The sequence below is a fragment of the Coleofasciculus sp. G2-EDA-02 genome, assembly GCF_040226375.1.
In the GTDB taxonomy this organism is placed as follows: domain Bacteria; phylum Cyanobacteriota; class Cyanobacteriia; order Cyanobacteriales; family Coleofasciculaceae; genus Coleofasciculus.
Map to the genome: position 1 here is coordinate 38,514 of NZ_JAVKEW010000049.1, position 22,692 is coordinate 61,205.

Annotated in this window: 24 protein-coding genes; 4 read left to right on the forward strand and 20 right to left on the reverse strand. The window is 42.3% G+C overall.

From position 1 onward, the window contains the following. Positions 1-21 precede the first annotated feature (21 nt). Positions 22-309, forward strand: coding sequence for a hypothetical protein (locus RLO19_RS04890; RefSeq protein ID WP_446354347.1), 288 nt, complete (start codon positions 22-24; stop codon positions 307-309). Positions 310-610: 301 nt separating this feature from the next. Continuing rightward, a complete protein-coding gene (locus RLO19_RS04895) occupies positions 611-1,882 on the forward strand; it encodes a glycosyltransferase family 4 protein (protein WP_446354349.1) in 1,272 nt (423 codons plus the stop codon). Between the two features lie 136 nt (positions 1,883-2,018). Here RLO19_RS04895 and RLO19_RS04900 read toward each other — a convergent pair whose 3' ends face one another. From RLO19_RS04900 to fabG, 18 genes are all read right to left on the reverse strand, one after another. Then, positions 2,019-2,804 (reverse strand): glycosyltransferase family 2 protein, encoded by a 786-nt coding sequence (locus RLO19_RS04900; RefSeq protein ID WP_446354351.1) that lies wholly within the window; start codon positions 2,802-2,804, stop codon positions 2,019-2,021. A 6-nt stretch (positions 2,805-2,810) separates the two neighbouring features. Next, positions 2,811-3,494 (reverse strand): class I SAM-dependent methyltransferase, encoded by a 684-nt coding sequence (locus RLO19_RS04905; RefSeq protein WP_446354353.1) that lies wholly within the window; start codon positions 3,492-3,494, stop codon positions 2,811-2,813. Between the two features lie 19 nt (positions 3,495-3,513). Then, positions 3,514-4,638 (reverse strand): glycosyltransferase family 4 protein, encoded by a 1,125-nt coding sequence (locus RLO19_RS04910; RefSeq protein ID WP_446354355.1) that lies wholly within the window; start codon positions 4,636-4,638, stop codon positions 3,514-3,516. Positions 4,639-4,647: 9 nt separating this feature from the next. Then, a complete protein-coding gene (locus RLO19_RS04915; protein WP_446354356.1) occupies positions 4,648-5,901 on the reverse strand; it encodes a glycosyltransferase in 1,254 nt (417 codons plus the stop codon). A 144-nt stretch (positions 5,902-6,045) separates the two neighbouring features. After that, entirely contained in the window at positions 6,046-7,218 is a 1,173-nt protein-coding gene (locus tag RLO19_RS04920) for a glycosyltransferase (RefSeq protein ID WP_446354358.1), read from the reverse strand. Between the two features lie 122 nt (positions 7,219-7,340). Then, entirely contained in the window at positions 7,341-8,867 is a 1,527-nt protein-coding gene (locus RLO19_RS04925) for a hypothetical protein (RefSeq protein ID WP_446354360.1), read from the reverse strand. A gap of 232 nt (positions 8,868-9,099) precedes the next feature. Continuing rightward, positions 9,100-10,299, reverse strand: a complete 1,200-nt coding sequence (locus RLO19_RS04930) for a glycosyltransferase (RefSeq protein WP_446354362.1) — start codon at positions 10,297-10,299, stop codon at positions 9,100-9,102. A 66-nt stretch (positions 10,300-10,365) separates the two neighbouring features. Next, the gene (locus RLO19_RS04935; RefSeq protein ID WP_446354386.1) at positions 10,366-10,890 is read right to left on the reverse strand and encodes a CgeB family protein; all 525 of its coding nucleotides are present in this window, start codon (positions 10,888-10,890) and stop codon (positions 10,366-10,368) included. After that, complete coding sequence (locus tag RLO19_RS04940; protein WP_446354363.1) at positions 10,878-11,405, reverse strand: hypothetical protein; 528 nt, start codon at positions 11,403-11,405, stop codon at positions 10,878-10,880. The genes RLO19_RS04935 and RLO19_RS04940 overlap by 13 nt, the downstream gene beginning before the upstream one ends. Continuing rightward, on the reverse strand, positions 11,406-12,596 hold the full coding sequence (locus RLO19_RS04945) for a glycosyltransferase family 4 protein (protein ID WP_446354365.1): 1,191 nt from the start codon (positions 12,594-12,596) through the stop codon (positions 11,406-11,408). Between the two features lie 44 nt (positions 12,597-12,640). After that, positions 12,641-13,975, reverse strand: a complete 1,335-nt coding sequence (locus RLO19_RS04950) for a glycosyltransferase (protein WP_446354367.1) — start codon at positions 13,973-13,975, stop codon at positions 12,641-12,643. 87 nt (positions 13,976-14,062) lie between these two features. Next, positions 14,063-15,040, reverse strand: coding sequence for a glycosyltransferase family 2 protein (locus RLO19_RS04955; RefSeq protein WP_446354369.1), 978 nt, complete (start codon positions 15,038-15,040; stop codon positions 14,063-14,065). A gap of 62 nt (positions 15,041-15,102) precedes the next feature. Beyond that, positions 15,103-15,768, reverse strand: a complete 666-nt coding sequence (locus RLO19_RS04960) for a class I SAM-dependent methyltransferase (RefSeq protein ID WP_446354371.1) — start codon at positions 15,766-15,768, stop codon at positions 15,103-15,105. Then, a complete protein-coding gene (locus RLO19_RS04965; RefSeq protein WP_446354373.1) occupies positions 15,765-16,487 on the reverse strand; it encodes a sulfotransferase domain-containing protein in 723 nt (240 codons plus the stop codon). Before RLO19_RS04965 ends, RLO19_RS04960 begins: the two co-directional genes overlap by 4 nt. A gap of 2 nt (positions 16,488-16,489) precedes the next feature. Continuing rightward, on the reverse strand, positions 16,490-17,791 hold the full coding sequence (locus RLO19_RS04970; RefSeq protein WP_446354375.1) for an ABC transporter ATP-binding protein: 1,302 nt from the start codon (positions 17,789-17,791) through the stop codon (positions 16,490-16,492). Positions 17,792-17,919: 128 nt separating this feature from the next. Beyond that, positions 17,920-18,750: an ABC transporter permease gene (locus RLO19_RS04975; RefSeq protein WP_446354377.1), complete on the reverse strand. Its 831-nt coding sequence runs from the start codon at positions 18,748-18,750 to the stop codon at positions 17,920-17,922. Between the two features lie 37 nt (positions 18,751-18,787). Further along, entirely contained in the window at positions 18,788-19,030 is a 243-nt protein-coding gene (locus RLO19_RS04980) for a hypothetical protein (RefSeq protein WP_446354379.1), read from the reverse strand. A gap of 158 nt (positions 19,031-19,188) precedes the next feature. Continuing rightward, positions 19,189-19,950 (reverse strand): 3-oxoacyl-[acyl-carrier-protein] reductase, encoded by a 762-nt coding sequence (gene fabG, locus RLO19_RS04985; RefSeq protein ID WP_446354380.1) that lies wholly within the window; start codon positions 19,948-19,950, stop codon positions 19,189-19,191. Between the two features lie 89 nt (positions 19,951-20,039). Here fabG and trxA point away from each other — a divergent pair, with 89 nt between their 5' ends. Continuing rightward, positions 20,040-20,357, forward strand: coding sequence for a thioredoxin (gene trxA / locus RLO19_RS04990; RefSeq protein ID WP_446334651.1), 318 nt, complete (start codon positions 20,040-20,042; stop codon positions 20,355-20,357). Positions 20,358-20,460: 103 nt separating this feature from the next. Here the strand turns inward: trxA and psb29 are convergent, their stop codons facing one another. Continuing rightward, positions 20,461-21,186: a photosystem II biogenesis protein Psp29 gene (gene psb29, locus RLO19_RS04995; protein WP_446354382.1), complete on the reverse strand. Its 726-nt coding sequence runs from the start codon at positions 21,184-21,186 to the stop codon at positions 20,461-20,463. 302 nt (positions 21,187-21,488) lie between these two features. Here psb29 and RLO19_RS05000 point away from each other — a divergent pair, with 302 nt between their 5' ends. Further along, on the forward strand, positions 21,489-22,103 hold the full coding sequence (locus tag RLO19_RS05000) for a CpcT/CpeT family chromophore lyase (RefSeq protein WP_446354384.1): 615 nt from the start codon (positions 21,489-21,491) through the stop codon (positions 22,101-22,103). A 19-nt stretch (positions 22,104-22,122) separates the two neighbouring features. Here RLO19_RS05000 and RLO19_RS05005 read toward each other — a convergent pair whose 3' ends face one another. Continuing rightward, on the reverse strand, positions 22,123-22,491 hold the full coding sequence (locus RLO19_RS05005) for an STAS domain-containing protein (protein ID WP_006101536.1): 369 nt from the start codon (positions 22,489-22,491) through the stop codon (positions 22,123-22,125). Positions 22,492-22,692: the final 201 nt, after the last annotated feature.

Genomic DNA, 22,692 nt, shown 5'->3' on the forward strand with positions numbered 1-22,692 from the left:
GGAGGTGGGGATGCACGACTGTTGAACCTGATTGAAAAGCTAATTAAACTCCTGGCGACAGGAGTAGAACAACTTTTTTCAGGGTTCTGGTGTACGCTGGTCATGATGACTACCTACAAATACAGCGCTAGTGCGCTGAATCAGGATCATCCTTACAAAGGTCAGGGTGTAGGCGCGTTTGGCTGGCTCATCTCATCAACCGCTGCGGTAGAGGGGGAGTTCGATGCCGACAAATCGCTCAAATCTATCCCAGAATACTGGAAATTTTCATCAAGATGTGGTGATGCGGAACGGAGCGCGATCACCTAAATTAGATCAATGATAAGCTATTAATTCTGAACGCAATCTAAATTCAGGCGAAATTATTCATTTTTGTTTTATAATTTTAACACCTAATATATATATACATATATATATGTGTTGATTTTGGGGTAAATAAGACTTTGGATAATTTGTAATATTGAGTTGAGTTAACATCCGGATAGAAGCAAGTGAATGTGTAAAGGTTAGTGAAAATTAACATCTGTCTAAGCACCCCATTCAGTAACACAGTAACATGAGCAATAGCGAGACTCCCCTTCGGCATAGTAAACCTCTCCGGTTATCGATTTTGACTCAATTTTACCCCCCTGATTATGCAGCAACCGGACAGCTTATCGAAGAACTTGCCGTTGAGTTGGGAAAACAAGGTTTGTTTGTGCGAGTATTTACTGGACAGCCCGGTTATGCCTTTCACAGCCACTCAGCACCAGCACGGGAGTATTTCCAGCAGCTTGTGATTCAGCGATCGCGGGCGACTCGGATTTGGTCGAAGCGTATTCGCGGCAAAGCGCTGAATGGACTCATCTTTTGTCTGCGGGCGGGACTTCATTTACTCAAAACCAGTAGTCGCGGGGATGTACTCTTGTTAACCACAGCTCCTCCATTTTTACCGATTCTGGGGTATTTTGCCAACAAGATATTTGGAATTCCCTATGTTTGTTTGATCTACGATTTATATCCGGATGTTGCCGTAGAACTCAACGTTTTTTCCCGTCGCCACTGGTTAGTTAAACTCTGGAATAGGGTGAACTGCCATATATGGAAACAGGCGCAACAAATTGTAGTGTTGAGTCCTTCGATGAAAAATCGCGTCGCCGACAAATGTCCCCAATTGAAAGAGAAAATTACCGTTATTCATAATTGGGCAGATGCCAATTGGATTGTACCGATTGCCAAACAGGATAACTGGTTTGCTCAGACGTTCAATCTGGTCGATCGGTTTACGGTGCTGTATTCTGGGAACATGGGTCGCTGTCATGATGTGGAGACTATTTTAGAAGCGGCTCAACTGTTACAACATGACTCAATTCTGTTTGTTTTCATTGGCAATGGCGCTAAACGGGAAGCCTTTGAAGCCCGAACTCGTCAGCTTGGTTTAACGAATTGCCGCTTTTTACCCTATCAGGATAAACAAAATCTACCCTATTCTCTCACTGCAGGCGATTTATCCTTGGTCAGTATTAGTCCAGGGATGGAAGGTGTCGTCGCCCCTAGCAAACTTTACGCCGCCTTAGCCGCAGGGCGTCCAATCGCCGCGATTTGTGAGTCCCAGTCTTATTTACAGGCGCTGATTGCGGAGGCTGAATGTGGTGCGGCTTTCAGTAATGGTGATGCGATGGGTTTGGCAGACTTTATTCGCCGCTTGTCCACAGATGAATTGTTAGTCAAGCGTATGGGTGAAGCCGGTCGCCGATATTTACAATCTAATTTTACCCCGGATCGGATTGCACGAGAGTATTACAAGTTATTGCACCAGTCTATCGTATCAGATTTTGCACCAAGCCTCAATGGAAGGAATGGGAGAAAAGGGCGTGAAACCAATACATTGCAGGAACAATAGTCTGTCCGGGGTGTAGGCTGTCGGAATAATTGATACTAAATCTAGGTTGACTCCCCCCCTTGATAATCTAGTCCGCCTACGCGGACTTTGTTTGTGTAGCAGCGACTTCCTCCTCGCCATGGTAAAGAGGCGGTTACTAGAGTTTATTCCTTGTGGCTGCGTTATTGAAATTTTTTTCAATGAGACGAATAGAGAGCAGGATTTCTGCCAGGGTTCGCTGGAAAGCATAATACCAGCCATGCCAGCCATCTAGAATGCCTTTGTTGAGGATCAGGCAATAGAATAGGATGACGAAGGGGGCGAGGATTTTTTGCCGCCGGATGCGATCGCCGAAGCTGAGTTCGTTAGGAGGGGTTTCCAGGATTTTCTGGTTTTCAATGACCATGTAGCGATCTTGCGCCCACAACCAGCGGCTTAGAGGTTTGCGATCGTCGTGGTAAATATAGGAGTTGAGTGTACCTGAGTTGCCTCTGACGTGAAGTAGCTGGGTATGTCCGTCATCAAGATAGATAGATTTTTCGCGTCGGAATAGAACTTGTCGAGGCGGAAGCAATGTTCCGCGCAGTGGCTTGCCAAATACGCAATATTTGAACCGGACGAAGTAGCCATCTATGGGAGAATTGTTGGCAAGAGACGCAAGTTCAGCAATCAGTTCGTCGGTGAGGACATAATCGGCATCGAGGGAGAGTATCCATTCCGTTTTCACTTGTGCCAAGCCGTAGTTCCACTGGTTGTGATGGGTGTCAAACTGCCGCTGAAAGACTTGGGTTTGCGGATAGGATTTTACAATGTCCAGGGTTTCATCGGTACTGTAGCTGTCGATAACGACGATTTGCTTTGCCCAAGTGAGTTTTGCCAGAGTGCGATTGATATTAGGGGCTTCATTAAAGGTAAGGATAAGAGGAGTAATTTTTTCTAGCATATCTGTTTATTTACGAACTTCAACCACCATGACGGAGCCTAAAAGTGAGGGAAAATACCGACTCAAAGCCGCAAATGGTTGTCGGCGCTCTGCTCCATGAAAAGCAAAATTTTTATGGAATCCGCAATGGTCTAAAAAGCGTCTAATTTCAGCTTTGTTGAAATATCGAATGTGCTGCCATTCCCAAATGGGAATTTTATGTCCCTCTGTTCTTCTGGGTACACCCATGAGTAAATAGTAGAGGCGGTTGACAATCCAACCATGATTAGGAGTACTCAGAACAAGTCGTCCGCCCGGTTTTAGTATTCTATGAATTTCCCTGGCAACCTTTTCGGGGAAAAATAGATGTTCGATATTATCTCCCCAAAATACTTCATCAAAAAAATTATCTTCGTAATTATAGGGGATATCTTCAATGTCTTTCTGGATGGCGCTGACACCAAGTTTGATGAGTTTGTCTACGCCAGCCTCATTCCATTCCAAGGCATAGACTTCGTAGCCATTTTCCATGAAAAAATTGCTGACTGTACCGCGACCAGCACCTATATCTAATAAGCGTTTACCATAACATTGTTGATAAATTTGCTTCAATAGTTTATTTCTTTCATAGCTCTCAAATTCACCAGATATATCAGATGAGTAGTCGGTGTAAACTTTTTCGTAAAACTCTTGAATCTTATCTTTTTGCATGGTTATCTCAGAGTTATCCTTATTTGAGTAATTCTTCAAATTCAGCCAAATAGAGTTTGGCAATGTTTTCGTAACTAAAACAAGTAGCATTTTGTGAAGCCTGGATAGCCATTTCGCCAGTTGCTTTATGATTAAGTAGTGCTGAAGTCAAAGTGGATGAGAGGGTTTTAGCCGCATTAGGGCTACGGTGATCGAAAAAGTATCCGGTTTTACCTTCTTCAATGAAGTCTCTAAAGCAGTCCAGATTAGAGACTATAGGCACTAAACCCGTAGCCATTGCTTCTAAAGGAGCCACCCCAAACGATTCTCCTTTCTCAGCTAGTGATGGATAACAAAATAGATCGGCAGTGCGGTAGGCTTCAGCTAATTTTTTGCCCTCAAATATCGGTTCGGAGAACTCAACAGGTAATTCTTGAGCTTTGATTTTTAAGCTATGCAGATAATCTTCTCCACCACCACCTTGATTCTGCCTGGACGGACCAAGAATCCGCAATTTTACATCAGGAAACTGTTGGCATAAGATGGCAAAAGCATCTAGCAAGAGGTGAATGCCTTTTTCTGGGTGGATTCTACCTGCATACAGGATAGTTTTATCCTTCCTAGTCGGACGTGGTGAAACAGGTGGATAGAACACGCTAGTGTCGATTGGATTAGGAATAACCCGAAGCCGAGAATTAGCAGTTGGATATTGTTTAGCAATGGCTTCTTGAATGGCTTTAGATGGAGCCACAAATCGGTCGGCGCCAGCGTATAGATGATATTGTCCCTTAGGAAATCGAGCGGCATTAATTACGACTCGACCTGCATCAGGACGTAGTGTAGATGCGAAGACAGGTAACCAAAAATCATTGATGACTAAAATGTCGGCACGAGGTAACACTAGCAAGACTAATAAAGCATAAGCCAAGTCTTTAAGCAAATCCCAAGCAATTGAGCGACTTTGAGGAAATCCACTATACCTGAAATACTTCACACCATTAAGAATCTCTTGTTGAGGCTGACTGGGGTAGGAGCGGCATACTATAGTTACTTGATGACCCATAGCCACAAATTGTTCAGCCAAACCTTGCCAGAGACGCGGTACTGCTCCTCCTTGTAATGTCGGAACCGGAAACCAAGGACCTGTAACGATAGAAATTTTCATCTTAGACCCTCAGCAAGAAACGTCAAACTGAATACAACTAGGAGGAACACCATGACCCAAAATCCAGTGGTAAACGCTTAACATCTCCTTAGATATAGAATCCCAAGAGTATTTAGTTTCCACTAAATTTCGACCTTTTAACCCCATGACTTGGCGTTCTTGAGAAGACAATTGCATTCCTTCAGCTAAGGCACGAGCTAGTGCTTCTTGGTTGTTATCTATCCACCAGCCGCATTCATAGGTGGATAAATCCTGCCAAGGTGCGTTCTTAGTCGTGACTACTGGAATGGCATGAGCTAGTGCTTCTGCTACAGCAATGCCAAAGTTTTCTGAATGAGTTGGTAAAACAAATAGGTCAGCGTTTCCTAGAGCAGCTGCTTTTTTTTCTCCAGAAACCATTCCGGTAAAAGTAACTCGCTTCTCTAGGCTTAACTCTACTGTCATAGACTCTAGTTTCCTTTGATAGCCAATCTGATCTGGACCAGCAATCACAAGATGCCATTCAGGAAAGTTAGCCGCTAAGTTATGCCAAACTTTAAGTAAGTTTTCTAAGCCTTTTTTAGGATGAATACGGGACAAAAAAAGTAGCCATTTTTGAGCAGATAATTCCGGAAATAGTTGTGTCAATATTTCTCGATTTGTTTGTTCGTATAGATCCGGACAATAGACTCCATTGCGAATTAAAGCAATCGGCTGTTCAAATCCAAGCCGACGAATAGAAGTTACTTCTTCCCAGGAAGTGGCATGAAAAGCTGTCGCATTTTTCAAGTTTTCTTGTTCGTACAAAACCCATGCCAACCATTTTTTTGTTCGGCTGCGCTTCAATGACCACGACTCAATCATGCCTCTGGGAGAAATTACCAATGGCAGATGATTTATCACGGCTGCTTTACGGGCATAAAGATTGGGAAACATCCACAAGCCGTGGTTGTGAATTAAATCCAATTGGGTTGAGGCTAATTGACACAGAGCATGGCTAGCCTTAGGCTGAAATCCTCGTAGATACCTGGTGAGTTGAGTGGCAGGATAGCTGTGTAACTTGGCATCTACTGCTGGAATTTGGCGACCTTGTTGTTGATAGTCAAGTGTAAGTAGATGGGAGAATACTCCTTGTCCAGCAAGGGCTTGAGCTAAGCTAGTGACGGATAAAGCTGAACCCCCTGTAGATTCATTGATGCTTGCCACGACATGACAAACTCGCGGTTGGGTTACTGCCGTTTCTGGTGTTGATAGAGGGGTGTGTGGAAGTTGTTTAAAAGTCACGGGAATCCCAGCAGAGGTAAAAAAAGCGATATGCCAGCTCTAGTGGCTAGCTGAACCACTTCTTAATTCAGAATCTCTACGAGGAATCAGGACAAAAATATTCCAATTTAATAATTTATAATTAGAGAAATAATCAAGCAATTCTTATGAATTGCACGAAATAAAAATATCGGAATGACTTTGGATTAATTCGACAAGCTTATGCTTGAAGCGGTCAAATCCAAACCTGTCGATAACCGCCTGACGTAGTGCTTCAGGTTGATACATTAGTGGATTGGGGTAAGTTCCCTGTAATATCTGGATGAGAGTCTGTGCGATCGCGTCCACATCATCGGGATCGACCAAAGCTCCCAACTCACCATGACAGAGAGCATCAATCGCCCCATCCTGATTACCTCCTAACGTAGGTTTGCCGCAGGCTAAAGCTTCTAAGTAGACAATGCCAAATCCTTCACGCTTGCTAGGCATTGCAAAAACGTCAGAAAGATTGTGATAGTCGCTAAGCTGTTCGTCTGGTATAAATCCTGCCAGTGTCACGCAATCTTGCAAATTCAATTGAGCGATTAACTGCTCAATTCTTGGTTGGTCTTTTCCCTTACCAACAATGATGTAGTGAACGTCGGGGAGAGTCTGGCGGATTTGTGGAAGTGCTTCTAAAATACGGTCGTATCCTTTATATCGCTTGGCTTCGGCGAGTCGTGAAACTGTCAGAATAACAGGTTGTTCGGGTTTGAGGTTGTATCGTTTCAGCAAATAAACAGGTTTTGAGGCAATCTGAAAGCGACTGGGATCGAACGTGCAGGGTAACAAAGAAATTTTGCTGGGATCGAGATTTTGTTCTTTGATCAGGCGATCGCGGGTGTAACTGCTGATTGAAAGGATGCGATCAGCATGGTGTAGCGCTCTTCGTAAGTCTGGACGCTGAATATTCCAGGCTTCTATGCCATAGGCAATAGTCCAGTAAGAAATACCTGTGACGCATTTGAGCCAGTAGGCGGCGGGGGTAAAATTCAAATGAGCAGCGATCACTAAATTTGGTCGTTTCCAGAGTCCTTGTCCGATCACTTGGAGAGCAAATGCCTGAGTTCGCAAGGATAAGGGTAGGTTACCCGCAAAGTGAAAGCGGGTGTTAACTGAAAGAGAAAATTCTGAGGAGACGCGAGTATCGTGCTTGAGAAAGATATCGTATCTATGATCTGGACAAACGCACTGTAAGGCATCTAACAAAACTGCTAGGTAGGTTTGAATACCTCCTTTAAACTCAAAAATATTCGGAAACCAAAGGTGTAGGCGAGTCTGATTGGCAAGGGCTGGCATTTTGCACAAAACACAGGATAACGTTTACTGTTGGTGATGAACTAATGGTTTGGGCTAAGTACGTCAAGATAGACTAGGATTATCTAATGATAAGTAATGATCGGCAGTTTTTATGAACATTCCTAATTCAAATCATTCAGAATTTTATTGTCCCGCTTCATATCTATAACATTTTTAATTCTATAAGCTTTCATGAAGACAAAAGTAATCGCCACTAAAACAATACTGGATTGAAAAAGCGCAGCGAAGTAGACGCCAGCACTCCATTCCGTTTTGACAGCACAACTGATCAACACAACAGCAAAAAGGGAACGAGAGGAGATGAGAGGTGTATGCATACTCCAGCTCGTCGCTTTTCCATAAAATGCACCTAAAACAATTGCCAATCCGGTGCAGCCGAAAAGACCGAAATTGGCATAAGCCTCGGCTAGCAAACCCCAGCCAATTGTAGTTGTCAAAGTTGCCTCATGAGTTTGCAGACCGTAATGAATACTTAATATATAAGTGCCTTCGTGGCTGCGAATCTTATTGGGATTTAAAAAACGGGGAATAACTAACTGAGGCAGAATTGTATAAGTTTTTCCTTGTAAATAGGTTACAGTTTCCGGAGTCTTGCTCTGAGCCAATAGTAGCATATGAATTACACTAATTCTTTCTAGGGATGAGGATCTGTCCTCTGATTGAGTCCTTCTTCCTGATTGATTGATTACCCTTTGATTTTTATAATAGTCGAGTGAATAACCTACCCATTCGGCATACCAAGCTGGATACTCCCAGGGTTGTACAAAGTGATTTTGAGAGCCAAACCAGTATTTTGCTCGCATATCGGCTTTGCCAGAGTGCAGCAAAGATAAACAAGTTACAACTATAATTATTGGTAATACAGGCAATCGCTGGCTGCCCAAGATAAAAGCAACTGTCGCTATTATAAAAATTGAAGCAGCGCTGAATAAAAGTAGAGAAGCAGCAGTTGTAATCATATATGCTGCTAACAAAGAAAAGAATATTCGAGTCACTTGCTTTGAAAATTTTCCGGCACCAGCCTGAAAAGACAAAGTGAAAATAGCTAATACGTTAAGTCCTAGTATGACGCTACGAATTAAAGAAAATAGTCCTCCATCAATAAAAAACCATCCCCCCAGTGAGTACATATTAAAGAACACACCAGCCGCAAGAATAAACAAGAAAAATTTATCACTGCTTTGCTCGTTAAAGGCTCGATAAGATTGCGGCAAAGGAGGAGGCGTTTTGACAAAACTAAACCAGATCAAGGTAGCTAATCCCAGACAAACTACTACTGTGATGCTGGCAAATAAATGAGCTTCTGGCGGGTAAACGATAACCTTGGGATGTTTGCTGACTAAAGGAATAGCGTAAGTCCCAATATGAGTCAGTGCGAAAATTGGAAATATTGGTAGTCCTAATGCTTTTCCCGAACACCACAAATAAGCAGGTAATAAGGCAAAAAATAAAATTATAATAGCACATAAAATGCTAACCAGTGATCTGGTTTTTAGGGTGTAAAACTCAAAAATACATATAAGCGTTACGATGATCCAAAATGCTTGAAGTAATCGTCGCCGTTGTTGGCGGACAACTCTCGGATTATTGAACAGCAATTGGGCAACTATGTTTGGGTGGCTAGTCATAATTTATTCACGGTTTTGTTCACCGTCAGACACCGATCAAATATGGTAATGGTGGGTTAATATAGCAATCCTATTTGAGTTGTGACAGGTGATAAGCTTGAAACTTAGGTATAGCAAGGCTCACAGTTTTGAAAATTGCCGCAACCTATTTAGGATTGCTATATTGCCGACTGTATCGGCTTAGAACTCTGACCTGTTGGTTTCAGATTGATACCCTTTCAAAGTAAACAACTTACTTTGAAAGTTGACTTTTTTTGCTTTCATCCACTAATTCCTTTATTTTGAATAGTAATGGTGAAAAAACAGTTTCATAATTAAATTTTTCTTCAAAAGCTTTACGGGCGGCTAAACACATCTTTCTATAATTTTCAAAATCGCTCAGGATATCCTGAACAGCAGATGCAATTGAATGAGAATTATCAGGATCAGCGAAACGAACCCAAGATTCATTCTCAAGATATTTTCTGTGATTCTCAAAATCACTAATTATCACAGGTAATCCACAAGCAGCATATTCATATACCTTATTAGATGCTGTTGCCATAGTTTGATTGTTCAAGCTTATTTTTTTATATAAACACACCCCTACAGAAGCATTCAAAGTATGTGATTGAATTTCAGCATAAGGTACAGGTCTAAAATAATCTACACGATCAGCTACATCTTGTTTAATAGCAAGTTTTCTCATTAATAACAGTTCCTTTTCTCGAAGCACCCCGATCAATTTCAGTGTTATATTTTTGTTTAAATAATTCAAGCTTTTAATTAAATCTAGCATTGAATTTTTCTCAGAAATAGAACCTTGAAGTAAGACTTCTTTTTTTTTAAATCGCTCAGAAATTAAATTTTCAAACATTTTATTAGGCAGTTGTTTAAAAAAGCTTTTCCTGGGAAAATTTGGTACTATGTTAGGATGATTTTTAAAATTGCTAACTTGCTTAAAAAACAAGGCTCTTTCTTGAGAAGGAAATACAACAATAGCTGCTTTATTGGCAATGTTTCGTTCTATTTTTTGTACCCATCCTGATAATGAAATAAGAGGAAATAAATGTTCGTTAATATCGTGATTATGATAGATCATAGGAATTGATGGTGATACCACTACTCGGCTAAGGTAGGCAGCAGCATAGCCAAAAGCATCATAAGCATAAATGAGAGATACATCTTTTAGAATGTGACTTGCGTGGACAACAAAATTAGTATATTCCAAAAACTTCGCCCAAGGTGATGCGCTTTCTTTTTCTTCTACTGATGTATACTGTCCAAGACGATAGACTCTAACATTAGAAGGATATTGCCAATGACTAAGATTTTGATTTCGGCAAATTAAAACTATATCGAAATATTCAGCGAGGAGATGAACTGCGTTAATGGTTGGAGGATAATAGTCAGGATTTGAGTAGAAAACTATTCCAATTTTATTTTTTATCATAGTTATATACTATTAGGACTGTTCCAGTCCAGACATTTGTTGCTTTATAAAAATTCTTGACATACATTACGATTCAGCCTCCATTTTTTCAAATTTTAGTTGTGTATAAAGACGACCAATTTCTGTGACTCGCGCACTGATGGTGTATCTGAGTGCCTTTTTGTAACCCGCCTCAGCGATAGATTGAATTAAATTGGGATTTTGCAAAAGATACTCAACTTTCTGATTCAACTCATCCGGACTAGAGAAATAAATGGCTTCTCGATCTTCTTTAAACAACTTTAGAAGCTCTTGAGATCGTTCACTCAGCATCAGAGTCTCCGTAGCTGGAATTTCAAAGGTTCTAATATTATGACCCATCTCATTTTGAGGTCGCAAAATATTTAACCCAATTCTTGCAGAACCTAAAATCTCTGGTATTTCTGCATAGGCACACATTCCTTTACAGAAACTCTTCAGAGAAGTTTCCTGGCAATGGGTTATCCAATAATCAGAACCCCAAATTCCTAAATGATACTGACAGATAGCTTTTAAATATTGTTCTCTTTTTCGACTAGAATCCCAATTACCAATAAAAGCTACATCATAAATTTGGTTGTATTTTTTTTTGGATAGTGATACTTAATGTCACTACAAAATGAATGAAAAAAAGCTTTTTTACCACTTTTCTCAGTCAGTCTGTTCGCTAATTCTTGACTCCAAATAAAGACAGCATCCCACAAATGTAGCCCTCCTCGTACCCAATAATTACTATGGGTATGATGTTGGTCTAGAGGATTATCGGTAAAAAATACGAAGACTAAACCATATCGTTGTAATGCTTGAATTGTGTTGGGGTCAACTAAAAGAGGGGCAACAACAAAAGTTAATTCAGGCTTAAATTTATTTGCTATATCAATTAATTTTTGATTCGCTATCTGGGCTAACCATTGCCATGCAATTCGCCAAGCTACTTTTTTTACGAAAGGATTTGAGGACAAATTCGGTCTAGCCTCTTGCCAAGTAAAATATTTAACCTCACAGCCAATATTAGAAAACCCTCGACCATAGACTTCTTCGGTTCGTCCTAATTCTAACCTCTCTCCAACAATTAAAATTTTTTGCATTTAAATATCCAGAATAGTACAATAATTTAATGCTTGTTTTAGTCCTTGCAAGTTATCTTTAAAACTCCAATATCTAATGAATTTAAAACTCATCTCTCCAGCTACTTTATAATTCGCGATCGCCCAGCGTATAGCCTCAGCTAAAGCGTCAACATCCTCCACAGGGAAAGACTTTCCATTTTGTCCATCTACAACTAAATCAGCAGCACTACCCACCCGATTGCTAACGACTACGGCTTTTCCTGCATTCATCACCTCATTCACCGCTAATCCCCAAGGTTCAAAGCTCGAAGGTAAAACAAAAACATCACTCAGATCGTATATACTGGGCATCTGAGACTGATTCCGGAACCCTAGAAAGCGAATGGAGTTCCAACCTGTTACCTTAGCTTCTGCTTCGAGTTGCGCTCGCAAAGCTCCATCACCCACAAACAGTAAATACGGATCGGGTTCCCGCACCCCATCAGGTGACAGCAAACGATAAGCCGCTAGTAAATCTTGCGGTCGCTTGACTGGGATAAGTTTTGCAGCATATAAAATAATTAGTCTGCCCGGTTGCAAGCTAAGAGATTGACGTAACTCCTCTCGATGTATCTGAGCCTGCATTGCTCGTTTTTGGAAGTAATCGTTATCAACGGTGTAGGGCATGGAAAATAGTTTCTCATCACTAATTCTGTAGCTTTTATAGAATTGGTAATTGAGTTTTCCTACATAAAGAAAACCTTGTACTTTTTCAAATACCCAGTTTAGAAAAGCTTTTTTAGCCAACTGCTTGAGAGGCGGCATCGGTTCTTGTAATCCATTTGCCTCTCCTCGAATCAACACAGGAATACCTAGTTTGTTTGCGTCCAAAATCGCTTGCAAGCTGCCAATCCACATCCATCCATGCACCCAAATTGCATCAAATTGACCTTGCTTAAGCTGTTTGGTAATATCAGTGGCAATGGGTTGCTGGAGGATACTTTTCCATTGCTTGCTACCCCAGCAATTCAAAAATTGGTGGTCGTAACCTGCCGTTAAAGGAACATCCCATTCAACCCGTAGTCCAAAACCTCGATCTTGATAAGACGTTAACGAAAAATTACTGTAAAAAAATACCTTAAGATCAATATCTGGATCTGCTGCAATCAGACGCAACAAGGGTGCTTGATACTGAATGGGGTGAGAAACAAAATAGGCGAGACTTAACATAAGATCGACTCATTAACAAACACAATATTCAGCACCCCACTACTTCAAGACCTGACATGGCGATAGAGAGTCATCATTTTCTCTGCAACGATTTGCATTGTATCGGGCGGATGAATCCCTGCTTCTAGCCGTAGTCGTAAATCTCTGTCCCGGCAGAGTCTTTGTAATTCTCGATACCATGCTTCAATTGAGTTGGGTTCCACGAGTAAACCATTCACCTTATGCTCTACTCGTTCCGCAATCCCACCGAGGTGGGAACCGATTACGGGAATACCCGCAGCAAAGGCTTCTAAAACAACCATTGGTCCTGTTTCCAACCATTGGGAAGGAACAGCCAGCAGATCGTAGTCTGCTAATATCTTCACAACTTCGTTAGCCGGAACCGGACACTTGAAATGGATTCGTGGGTCTTTTTGGGCTAAATGATGTAATTGTTTGGCATAGGTATTACTGATTCCACCTTGAGAAACACCATAAATATCCAATTGGACTGGAAGTTGAGAGTCAGACAGCAAGGCTTTGATCAGGATGTCTACTCCTTTAATCGGGTCAAGCCGACCGAGAAAGGCGATTTTTAAGATTGTTTCTGAAACGTCTTTACTATTATCCTCTCTCCACTCTGCCTGAGTAAAGGATTGAGCATGACAAAGTCCCTGACGAATGACGGTGATTTTTGCTGGGGGTACATGATTCCGAACCAGGACATCTTTGACCCAGTTGGACACCGCCACAATGGAATCGGCTTCTGACATCAACGTGTCAAACGCGGCATGGCGGTAACGGATTAACTCCGTCATGCGGAGGGCTGTCCAAAATCCACCACTTAGGCTGATCATCCCTGCTAATTGCCCAACTAGGGGAGACAGACTACCAACTAAATTAGCACTGATTGGATTCAAACCCAGACCTTGTAACGTACATCTGGCACAAGTATGCAAATCCAGCTTGCCATCACAAACCTGTGTCCCCCCACGCATCAATGTCCCTCGCTGACAACTCACGGTAGGAGTGTGGTAGGTAAAAACGACGGGGATTCCTCTTTGTTTGGCAGCTCGAACTATCCGCACAGAAGCCCCCGATGTGAAGGCGTGGAGGTGAACCAGATCAGGTTTTTCTTCATCTAAGATGTTACTGAATTCCTTTGCAGCCAGCTCATCCCCTTCGCCATACAATTCCCGCAGATCAGCTAGTTCATGGCACATGGCAAATCGACGCACTGGCAATGGGTGATGAAAGTACGACTGATTTTCCTGCCCTGGTGCTGCAATTAGGACGTTCACTCCTAGCGCCTGCAAGTGCCGAGATAAGGCATCGACATAAATTTCAGTCCCACCTACAGGTTCAGGATAAAAACAGAAGGGAATTTGGATAATTTTCATGAATGAAACCAGAGTCGTTAACTATTAACATACATAAATTGTGTTATCAACGATGCTTACTCTTTCTGCTACACATATAACAATATGCTAAAAAAGAACCGCATCTCTTGCTGCTACTAATTTCCACTCGTACCTCTGCTGATCATAAATTACAGCTTTCCAAGTCTGAGTCTTTGGTGGGAGTCCGTAAGAGATTCCAATACCTAAGAGTGAGTGAAACAGTCGGCTAAATCTTGTTCTCAAAAGACGTAACCAAATCCTACTCCAGAGTGACAGGGTTTTCTCTTGTGGCTCAAGCCAGTTTTTTACCTCGCGTGTTCGATTTTCCAGATGGGCTGTTTTTTGCTGGGGATGTAATCGCATCGCTGATAAACAAGCTGGTGTCAGTAAAGGATTACCAAACTTAAGTAGTTGCCAATGTAGGAGCGTATCAAAGACGTTGGAGAGTTCTGGATGCAGAGAAATACCATGCTGACGCATGAACTCTAAGCGAATAAACGTAGCATCTTGAGGAAAGCTAGAATACCTGAGACCAAGTATATAAGGTTCAGTTCTCCAAGGTACCCAATAATCGACTATAGACCCTTCTTCAGAGAGTAGTAAACTTGTTCCGCTAATCCATCCGGCATCTGCCTGAAACTTAGAGATTGTCGCCAGTATTTTGAGCGCATCACGTAGTAGAATATCATCACTATTGAGCCAATTAAACCATTTGCCTGTAGCGCGTTGTAGACCTTTATTAATGGAATCAACTTGTCCTTGATCCGGTTCACTTACCCAGTACGCTAGCCACGGCTCGTATTTTTTAATAATTTCAACTGAATTATCATTACTTCCCCCATCAACAATGATGTACTCCAAGTTGGGATAGCCTTGAAGTAGCACTGAGCGAATGGTTTCCTCAAGAAACCGACCATAATTGTAGTTTGGTGTAACGATGCTAATTTTAGGCCACTCAGAGCCATCAGGCATTCTATCCGGTAGGGGTTTAGGTGTCTCTGTCCAAGGCCAGCCAGTTTTGCCATGGGGAGGTGGGGGAAGTTCACTTAAGAGTGGAGAATTCATCCGTTAGTCTATTTTTAAGTTAAATAATGCTGATATAGCAGTAGACACATCAATTAGGCTAATTACTTGACGGCTTCTAGGTTAAGACTCACAGGATAGTACTTTCCGTCAATTAAGACTTTACGAGCCGAACAGTCATCAAAAGTAGTCAATTCACAGGAACATGGTTGCCATTCTTTAATTTTCTTAAATCCCGTCTCGATCAGGAGATTTTTTAGGCTAGTCCTATTAAAGGCTGTCATGTGAAAATTGAACTTATAGTCCTGAGCTCCCATGAGCATTCCAAGAATAGTATTAATGTCATTATTATTGTCTTTGTAAATATTCAGCAATAAATCAAAGTCAGGTACAGATAGACGTAACAATCCGCCTTTATTTAATACTCTAAACCACTCATTTAATACTTTTGCAACCTGAGCATGAGGAATATGTTCCAGGCAATGACATGCATATATCAAATTTACGCTATTGTCTCTAAAAGGCGACAGATTATCTATGGCGCGTATGTAGTGTATATGGGGAGCAAATAAGCCATCAATGTTGATAAATTTTGGATGATTAATAGAACCACATCCTAAATGCAAATTAACTACCTCATTTTCCAATTTGGGAAATGGAGGGCGGATAAACTGTCTTTGAAGCTTTCCATAAAAAGTTTTTACTTCAAGTTCAAATGTGCGCCACCGAGAACGATAGCGATCTCGGAATGATTTAGGAATATATTTCATTGCTCGTATCCAAGCTTTTGCATTACTTCTCCGTGGTGTTGCCAAAATAGATATTGTAATTCTTGACTCATCTCCCCTTTCCATCCTTCACTTTTTCCTTTTCTGAAGAATTGTGGCCACTTTTTATGCAGTTCTTCAAATGAAGGTAGTTGGTTATGTTTACGACAAAAAAAATATTTCATGCTCAAATGTTCAATGGCTAATTCAAGTTGGTATAATGGTTCTTTGATCAAATCTTCAAACCTAATTAAAAATGTAAATTCACCTCGTTTATTCCACTTTTCGACATTTTGACTCCAGCTACCATAATCACAATCAGATGAAACAATCAACTTTTTCAAGATAAAATCAAATTCATTCCAACCAACTATCGATTTGATTTTATCTTCCCAGGTTTTCCTTGGAGATTTCTCTTGAAATGAGAGAATATAATGTGCGTATGAAACCAAAGAATCTCGTCCATCTCTCACTAGATAAATTGCTGGACAATCATCAGATGGTAAGTAATGGGTTTTTACCAAAAAAATTTTCTCTGAAGCCATCATTCTTTCATAACTTATTTCCCTTTTCTGATGACCAACTACATCTGCAACTCCCGTAAGCCGATCAAACAGCGGATCGTCATAGATAGAGTATGTTTTAATTCCATAAAATTGATTAATGAGAATACGAAAAAATGTATTTCCGGAGCGGGGATATGAAGCTAACCAAATAATCATTATTATTTTCCTAGTTCGATAAAATTAGAAGCAGATTTTTGAATCCTACATCTTAATGGAAGAGGTACTAAACCATGTATGTGAGATTCAAAATATGTTCCCGTATCGAAAACATCATAGGCTGGAATACTAATCATTAAAGCATCTTCTATTTTTAAGAGATATTCTATCTTAGGTTTTGAAAACCAAATACTGATGTTGTAGTCACCGCCAGCCAAGTATTTTTCTATATTGCTACATTCAAAAATGCATTTATTATTTCCCTTTAGTGAATCAATAATATAATTAGTAATTGAAGGAGCTATCATGGCAACTCTTACACCACTAACAGTGGAAATAGTTAAACCAATACCGATATTTGAGTGAGGGGTTTCTGCGAAAATATCAAGTTCAATCTTCAAATTAAAGCCATTGTCAAAATCGCTGTATTCTATATAATATTTTAAATTTGATAGTCCTATTCCATGTATATCACTAAAACCTAAAACTTCTTTCTGAACCTTTTTTGATAGATTGCTTATTGTATTTTTCTGATATTGTATTGCAACTGTTTTTGCAGAGTCTATTTTTTTTATTTTGCCGTATTCGAGCAGTATGCCCTTAGAACATAAAGCTTCCACTGCTGCCATATTATGGCTAACAAAAAGTACCGTTCTTCCCTCTTTTCCAACTTCCTCCATCTTTCCCAAACACTTCTTCTGAAACTGAGCATCCCCCACCGCCAAAACCTCATCCACCACTAAAATCTCCGGTTCCAAATGCGCCGCCACCGCAAACGCCAACCGCACATACATCCCCGACGAATACCGCTTCACCGGCGTATCCAAAAACTTCTCCACCTCAGCAAAAGCAACAATCTCATCAAACTTCCGCTTAATCTCCGCCTTACCCATCCCCAAAATCGCACCATTGAGATAAATATTTTCCCGTCCCGTCAACTCCGGATGAAACCCTGTCCCCACTTCCAATAAACTCGCCACGCGCCCCTTAATCCGTATGCTTCCTGTTGTCGGTTCTGTAATCCGACTCAAAATCTTCAACAGCGTTGACTTCCCCGCCCCATTACGCCCAATAATCCCAACCCTGTCCCCCTGCTGAATCTCAAACGACACATCCTTAAGCGCCCAAAACTCCTCAACCGTCGGGTCAGACTCTCCCTTCCCCAGAGGCTTCAGCAACCTGCGCCCCACAGACTTCGCCCCATTCGCAATAACATCTCGCAGCGCCGTATACCGTTCCTGCTTCTGGTGACCGATAACGTACTTCTTCCCTAAATTTTCGACCCGAATTATCGTATTAGACATACTGCAACAAAACTGCTATCTATAGATGCAAGGCTTTGCCAATTTATCCGGAAAAATACAAAAATAGACTATTTATTTAAATAACTGAATTCTTTCAATTAAAAGATATCACGCTAATCAAGACTTGACTAAATCACGTCCGCAAACGTGCGTTCCACCTTTCGGAAATACCAAATCCCACTGACAAACAACAGCGCCACTAAACCCAGCGACAACGTAAACCCTGGCAAATACAGCTTTGACTCTCCCCCCAAAATCGCCCAGCGGAAGCCATCAATTACCCCCACCATGGGGTTGAGTGAATAAATAAACCGCCATTCTTCTGGCACTAAACTGCTACTAAACCCTACTGGGGAAATATACAGCCCAAACTGCACGATAAACGGCACAATATAGCGAAAATCCCGATACTTCACATTCAGCGCCGCTAACCACAATCCCACTCCCATCGACGCCATAAACGCAATGGCAATAAACAAGGGTAGCGTCATAATCCGCCAACTCGGTACGAAATCATACCATGCCATCAACCCCAGCAAAATCATCCCCGAAATCATAAAATCCACAAAACTGACAATCACTGCACTTGTCGGCACAATTAAGCGGGGAAAATACACCTTAGAAATTAAATTGGCATTAGTAATCAAACTATTACTGCACTCAGAAAGCGAGTTGGCAAAAAACTGCCAGGGTAACATCGCTGAAAACACCAAAATCGGATAGGGCGCACCTGCTTCAGACGGCAATTTGGCAATTTTGCCAAACACCACGGTAAACACCACCATAGTCAGAAACGGTCGAATCAGCGCCCAAGCAATGCCAATAATCGTCTGCTTATAGCGCACCAGAATATCCCGCCACGCTAAAAAGTAAAACAACTCCCGATAGCGCCACAGATCTTTCCAATACTGCTGTTCCGTTCGCCCCGCTTCAATGACTAATTCTGTTGGTTGAACCATTGCTATCAAAGTGCTGAATGTGTTCCATGGATTACAGCTATCTGTTGCTAAACTCCGTAAACCTATTCATCTCTTGTTGACTCGATCCGGATAAAATTCTCAAATCCTTGCTACCCAGACAATATAGCAGAAGGCAGCAGGCAGAAGGTAAACAGGCAGGTGGCAAGGGAAAAGGATTCAACAGCGATCGCGCCCCGTCAATCTCAGCATCAGTTGCCCCAATCAGAGCGTGTTTAGCTACGTTATTGGGACAGCCAAAACGATAGTAGGGGCACGACATGTCGTGCCCCTACAGATAATGGTTCGACGTCTTCAACCTACAGCGATCGCTCATACCAAATCTGGGTTAACTACCCCCTTTATGAGTAAGGACAAGGAAACAGGCAACAGGCTTTCATCTGCTAAGGGATAAAGGGGGTTCCAAAGGCGGATTTGGTATCACGCCATAACCATACCGCCATCGACATTGAACACCTGCCCAGTAATATAAGCGGCGGCTGGATCAGCGGCTAAAAATCGCACCATGCCAGCAATTTCCTCTGGCTTCCCATAGCGACCTAGGGGAATATACTTAATAATATCTTCAGATTTAATCTCTTTGGTCATATCGGTTTCAATAAATCCAGGAGCCACAGCATTCACGGTAATCCCGCGAGGTGCTAATTCCTTCGCCACGGTTTTGGTAAACCCAATCACTCCCGCCTTGGCTGCACTATAATTCGCCTGACCCGGATTGCCCATTTGTCCAGCAACGGAGGCAATATTAATAATCCGACCTGATTTTTGCTTGAGCATGATTTTACTGGCTGCCCGAGTACAGAAAAAGACACCAGTCAGATTCAGGTCAATCACCGCCTGCCAATCGTCGGGTTTCATCCGGATCAAGAGGGTGTCGCGGGTAATGCCAGCATTATTCACCAATACGTCTAGGCGACCAAATTTGTCTTTCGTTTCCTTGACGAGAGTCTCGACATCTTCCAGTTTCGAGACATCTGCCTGAAGTGCGATCGCATCTCCTCCGGCTTCTGTAATTGCGGCGACAACTTCATTGGCAGCCCCACTGGAACTGGCGTAGTTAACCACTACCTTTGCGCCCTCTGCGGCTAATGCCAATGCCACAGCGCGACCAATTCCCCGGGACGCCCCAGTTATAATCGCCACGCGATCGCTGAGTTGGGCAGATGTCTGTGATGCTTCCATAAAAAATCTCTCTCTCTACTAGCTGAAGTCAGCTTTTAGCATTTTGCACTAGAATCGAGCCAAACAACTAATAACCGTGATGTTTTGTTATGGCAGTAAAAAAACAGTTTGCCAGTTTTCAGGAACTCCTCTCTGGATCTGATGTACCCGTTTTGGTCGATTTTTACGCGACCTGGTGTGGTCCATGTCAGATGATGGCACCGATCCTCGAGCAAATAGGTGTTCAGCTCAAGGGTAAGCTAAAAGTGGTCAAAATTGATACAGACAAATACCCCCAGATTGCCTCTGAGCATCATATTGAAGCCTTGCCTACCTTGGTTCTCTTTAAGGGTACCAAACCCGTAGAACGCATTGAGGGACTAGTCTCCGAAAAGCAGCTTATAGAACGACTACAACCCTTACTCTAAGCCTAGAGACGTTCCGCCGGAACGTCTCTACCAACGCAGAACTTGGTACCAATTTCAACCTAGATCAAGAACTAGATCCGTCCTCCCCATGCCCTGATCAGCTTCACGATGCTGTCGTGGATTCTGGGGAATCACTGGGCGGAATCGTCGCTTTATTCTTTTCCTGTTCCCGCTGTTCCCGTTTTTTGCGATCAGCTTTGATAGCATCTTCAAGGACAATCTGGGCTTGAGCCATTTTTTCCAGGTTACTGCGATACAACTCCAAGTCTTTTTGTAATTTCTCTTGGGGAAGATGCAAGGTTTGACCGATTTTCTGGAGAGTTTCCGTAGACTGTTTCGCGTCTTTGACTAACTCCAGATCTGCCTGTTCCAGGAGGGTATACAAGCCAATCGCAAACAGGCGAGAGTATTTAAACTTAGGATTATCTGCGATCGCGGCAACCGTGGTATGAATATCCTCAGAACCCTCTAGGGACGTTGGCGAACTAAACCAGTTAACCAGTTCTTTCCCCGATAAACGCCCTACTGCCGCTTTCAGTTTTTCGGCATCATGCTGATACTGTTGCGGATTGCTGCCCACCGCCTGACACAGCGCGTTAAAAATGGATTCTTTATCCCGTTCCGGTCGATAGCCTTGCATGAAGCGGTTAAAGGAAGCGACTACGCCCAAGGCATAGATTGGATCATACTTAAAATCCACATTTACCGCCAGCAAATGCATCTCGACCATCAATTCTTCTACCACCCGTCGGTAAATCGAGTTGATTGGGCGGGTGTGATAGTTATAAAAATCTCGTTTCGTATCCGAGACGGTGCGAACGTTACTCACAGAGCAAAATATAAAGGATATTTTTTACCATTGTCTCGCTTGAGGGACTCAATTCCCTAGAACCAGAAGAGATGACTCTCTCCTTTGCCAAGCTACTACTCCACTCCTTTCGGGCGCATCCACTACGATGAACGCTTGGTTTTCACCCTAGGGGGTAGAGTCCCAACCGAGTCATTCCTTCCATCTTACCAGTTATTCCCGTACTCGCGCTTCCTACCGCTCGCCTTCGATACTATTGGGCGAAACTGAAAAATCAGTATAATGTTTTTTTGCTTGACGCTGTTAATGTGAACCCTCGACTTATGACTCTACCGCCAGAACTGATCACCCTGGCAAGCTACATGGCTGGTGAATTTGACAACCAACAACAGGCGTTGGCTGAACCCGTCTGGTATGTTCATTTACACCTGTGGCAACGCCCTATCCCCTTGTTTAGCGAAGACAGCCTCACCCTCTTTGCCGAACAAGCACCGATTACAAACCTCAACCGCCCCTACCGTCAACGGATTTTTCGGCTGTATCAAAGTGACCAACCCTCCACTGGCTTACAGGTACAGTATTATCAGATAAAAGAACCAGAAACCTTTCGCGGTGCAGGTTGCCATCCCGAATTGTTGCAGCAGCTTACCCCCGAAGATATTACCTTTCTACCCGATTGCCGTCTGAACGTGCAGATGCACCAAATTAGTTTAAATAATTACGAATTTAGTACCACTTCAGCCAGTGAGTACCCTTGTCGCTTTACTTATCAGGGCAATAATTACCAAATCTCCCTAGGCTTTGAAGCAACAGCCGATGAATTTCGTAGCTACGATAAAGGTATCGATCCGAGTACCGGAAAAGCCACCTGGGGAGCCTTGCTTGGCCCATTTCGATTCACAAAACGTCAAGACTTCACGGCTGAACTGCCAATTTAATTAACATGAATCCCTTTCTTCAGGTTGCCATACTCCGGGGTACACCTTCCAAAGCTTCTTGCTCCGTTTCAAAAATTTCAAACACGGAGTCCATCATCGTGACTTCAAACACCAGTTTGGCTTCGGGATGGACGTTACAGATGCGAAAGCTACCTTTTACCTTATCGGCATCTCGCATACCCGCGACTAGAGAGGTTAAACCCGAACTGTCAATGAAATTAACCTGACTGAGATTAACCACCACATGGCGGCTGAGTTTGGAAATACATTCTTGTAATTTCAGGCGAAATTGCCAAGCTGTGGTGATGTCGAGACGTCCAATTGGCGCCAAAACAATAACCGTTGTACCATCTTTGGTTGTGTGTGTTTTTTGATCAATATGAATCATAAGACCTCCTTGAGCAGCAGTAGCTCCCCTTGACATCACAAGAGGAGCCATAAAGGGTTTGGGTTAGAAGCTGTTTGTTAATTTCTGGACACATCTAGACATTTATTCCCGTTTGGGTACTTTTCACCCATAGCTGTAGCCATCCTTTCGATGAATTGGTTTTTCGACATATTCGAGTTTGATGCCAATCCGTTTTTTACC

What these genes read in the sequence shown, in the direction of transcription:
- RLO19_RS04900 (WP_446354351.1), bottom strand. Translation starts at nt 2,804, where the DNA reads ATGCTAGAAAAAATTACTCCTCTTATCCTTACCTTTAATGAAGCCCCT.
- RLO19_RS04905 (WP_446354353.1), bottom strand. Translation starts at nt 3,494, where the DNA reads ATGCAAAAAGATAAGATTCAAGAGTTTTACGAAAAAGTTTACACCGAC.
- RLO19_RS04910 (WP_446354355.1), bottom strand. Translation starts at nt 4,638, where the DNA reads ATGAAAATTTCTATCGTTACAGGTCCTTGGTTTCCGGTTCCGACATTA.
- RLO19_RS04920 (WP_446354358.1), bottom strand. Translation starts at nt 7,218, where the DNA reads ATGCCAGCCCTTGCCAATCAGACTCGCCTACACCTTTGGTTTCCGAAT.
- RLO19_RS04925 (WP_446354360.1), bottom strand. Translation starts at nt 8,867, where the DNA reads ATGACTAGCCACCCAAACATAGTTGCCCAATTGCTGTTCAATAATCCG.
- RLO19_RS04930 (WP_446354362.1), bottom strand. Translation starts at nt 10,299, where the DNA reads ATGATAAAAAATAAAATTGGAATAGTTTTCTACTCAAATCCTGACTAT.
- RLO19_RS04940 (WP_446354363.1), bottom strand. Translation starts at nt 11,405, where the DNA reads ATGCAAAAAATTTTAATTGTTGGAGAGAGGTTAGAATTAGGACGAACC.
- RLO19_RS04945 (WP_446354365.1), bottom strand. Translation starts at nt 12,596, where the DNA reads ATGTTAAGTCTCGCCTATTTTGTTTCTCACCCCATTCAGTATCAAGCA.
- RLO19_RS04950 (WP_446354367.1), bottom strand. Translation starts at nt 13,975, where the DNA reads ATGAAAATTATCCAAATTCCCTTCTGTTTTTATCCTGAACCTGTAGGT.
- RLO19_RS04955 (WP_446354369.1), bottom strand. Translation starts at nt 15,040, where the DNA reads ATGAATTCTCCACTCTTAAGTGAACTTCCCCCACCTCCCCATGGCAAA.
- RLO19_RS04960 (WP_446354371.1), bottom strand. Translation starts at nt 15,768, where the DNA reads ATGAAATATATTCCTAAATCATTCCGAGATCGCTATCGTTCTCGGTGG.
- RLO19_RS04965 (WP_446354373.1), bottom strand. Translation starts at nt 16,487, where the DNA reads ATGATTATTTGGTTAGCTTCATATCCCCGCTCCGGAAATACATTTTTT.
- RLO19_RS04970 (WP_446354375.1), bottom strand. Translation starts at nt 17,791, where the DNA reads ATGTCTAATACGATAATTCGGGTCGAAAATTTAGGGAAGAAGTACGTT.
- RLO19_RS04975 (WP_446354377.1), bottom strand. Translation starts at nt 18,750, where the DNA reads ATGGTTCAACCAACAGAATTAGTCATTGAAGCGGGGCGAACGGAACAG.
- RLO19_RS04980 (WP_446354379.1), bottom strand. Translation starts at nt 19,030, where the DNA reads ATGTCGTGCCCCTACTATCGTTTTGGCTGTCCCAATAACGTAGCTAAA.
- fabG (WP_446354380.1), bottom strand. Translation starts at nt 19,950, where the DNA reads ATGGAAGCATCACAGACATCTGCCCAACTCAGCGATCGCGTGGCGATT.
- trxA (WP_446334651.1), top strand. Translation starts at nt 20,040, where the DNA reads ATGGCAGTAAAAAAACAGTTTGCCAGTTTTCAGGAACTCCTCTCTGGA.
- RLO19_RS05000 (WP_446354384.1), top strand. Translation starts at nt 21,489, where the DNA reads ATGACTCTACCGCCAGAACTGATCACCCTGGCAAGCTACATGGCTGGT.
- RLO19_RS05005 (WP_006101536.1), bottom strand. Translation starts at nt 22,491, where the DNA reads ATGATTCATATTGATCAAAAAACACACACAACCAAAGATGGTACAACG.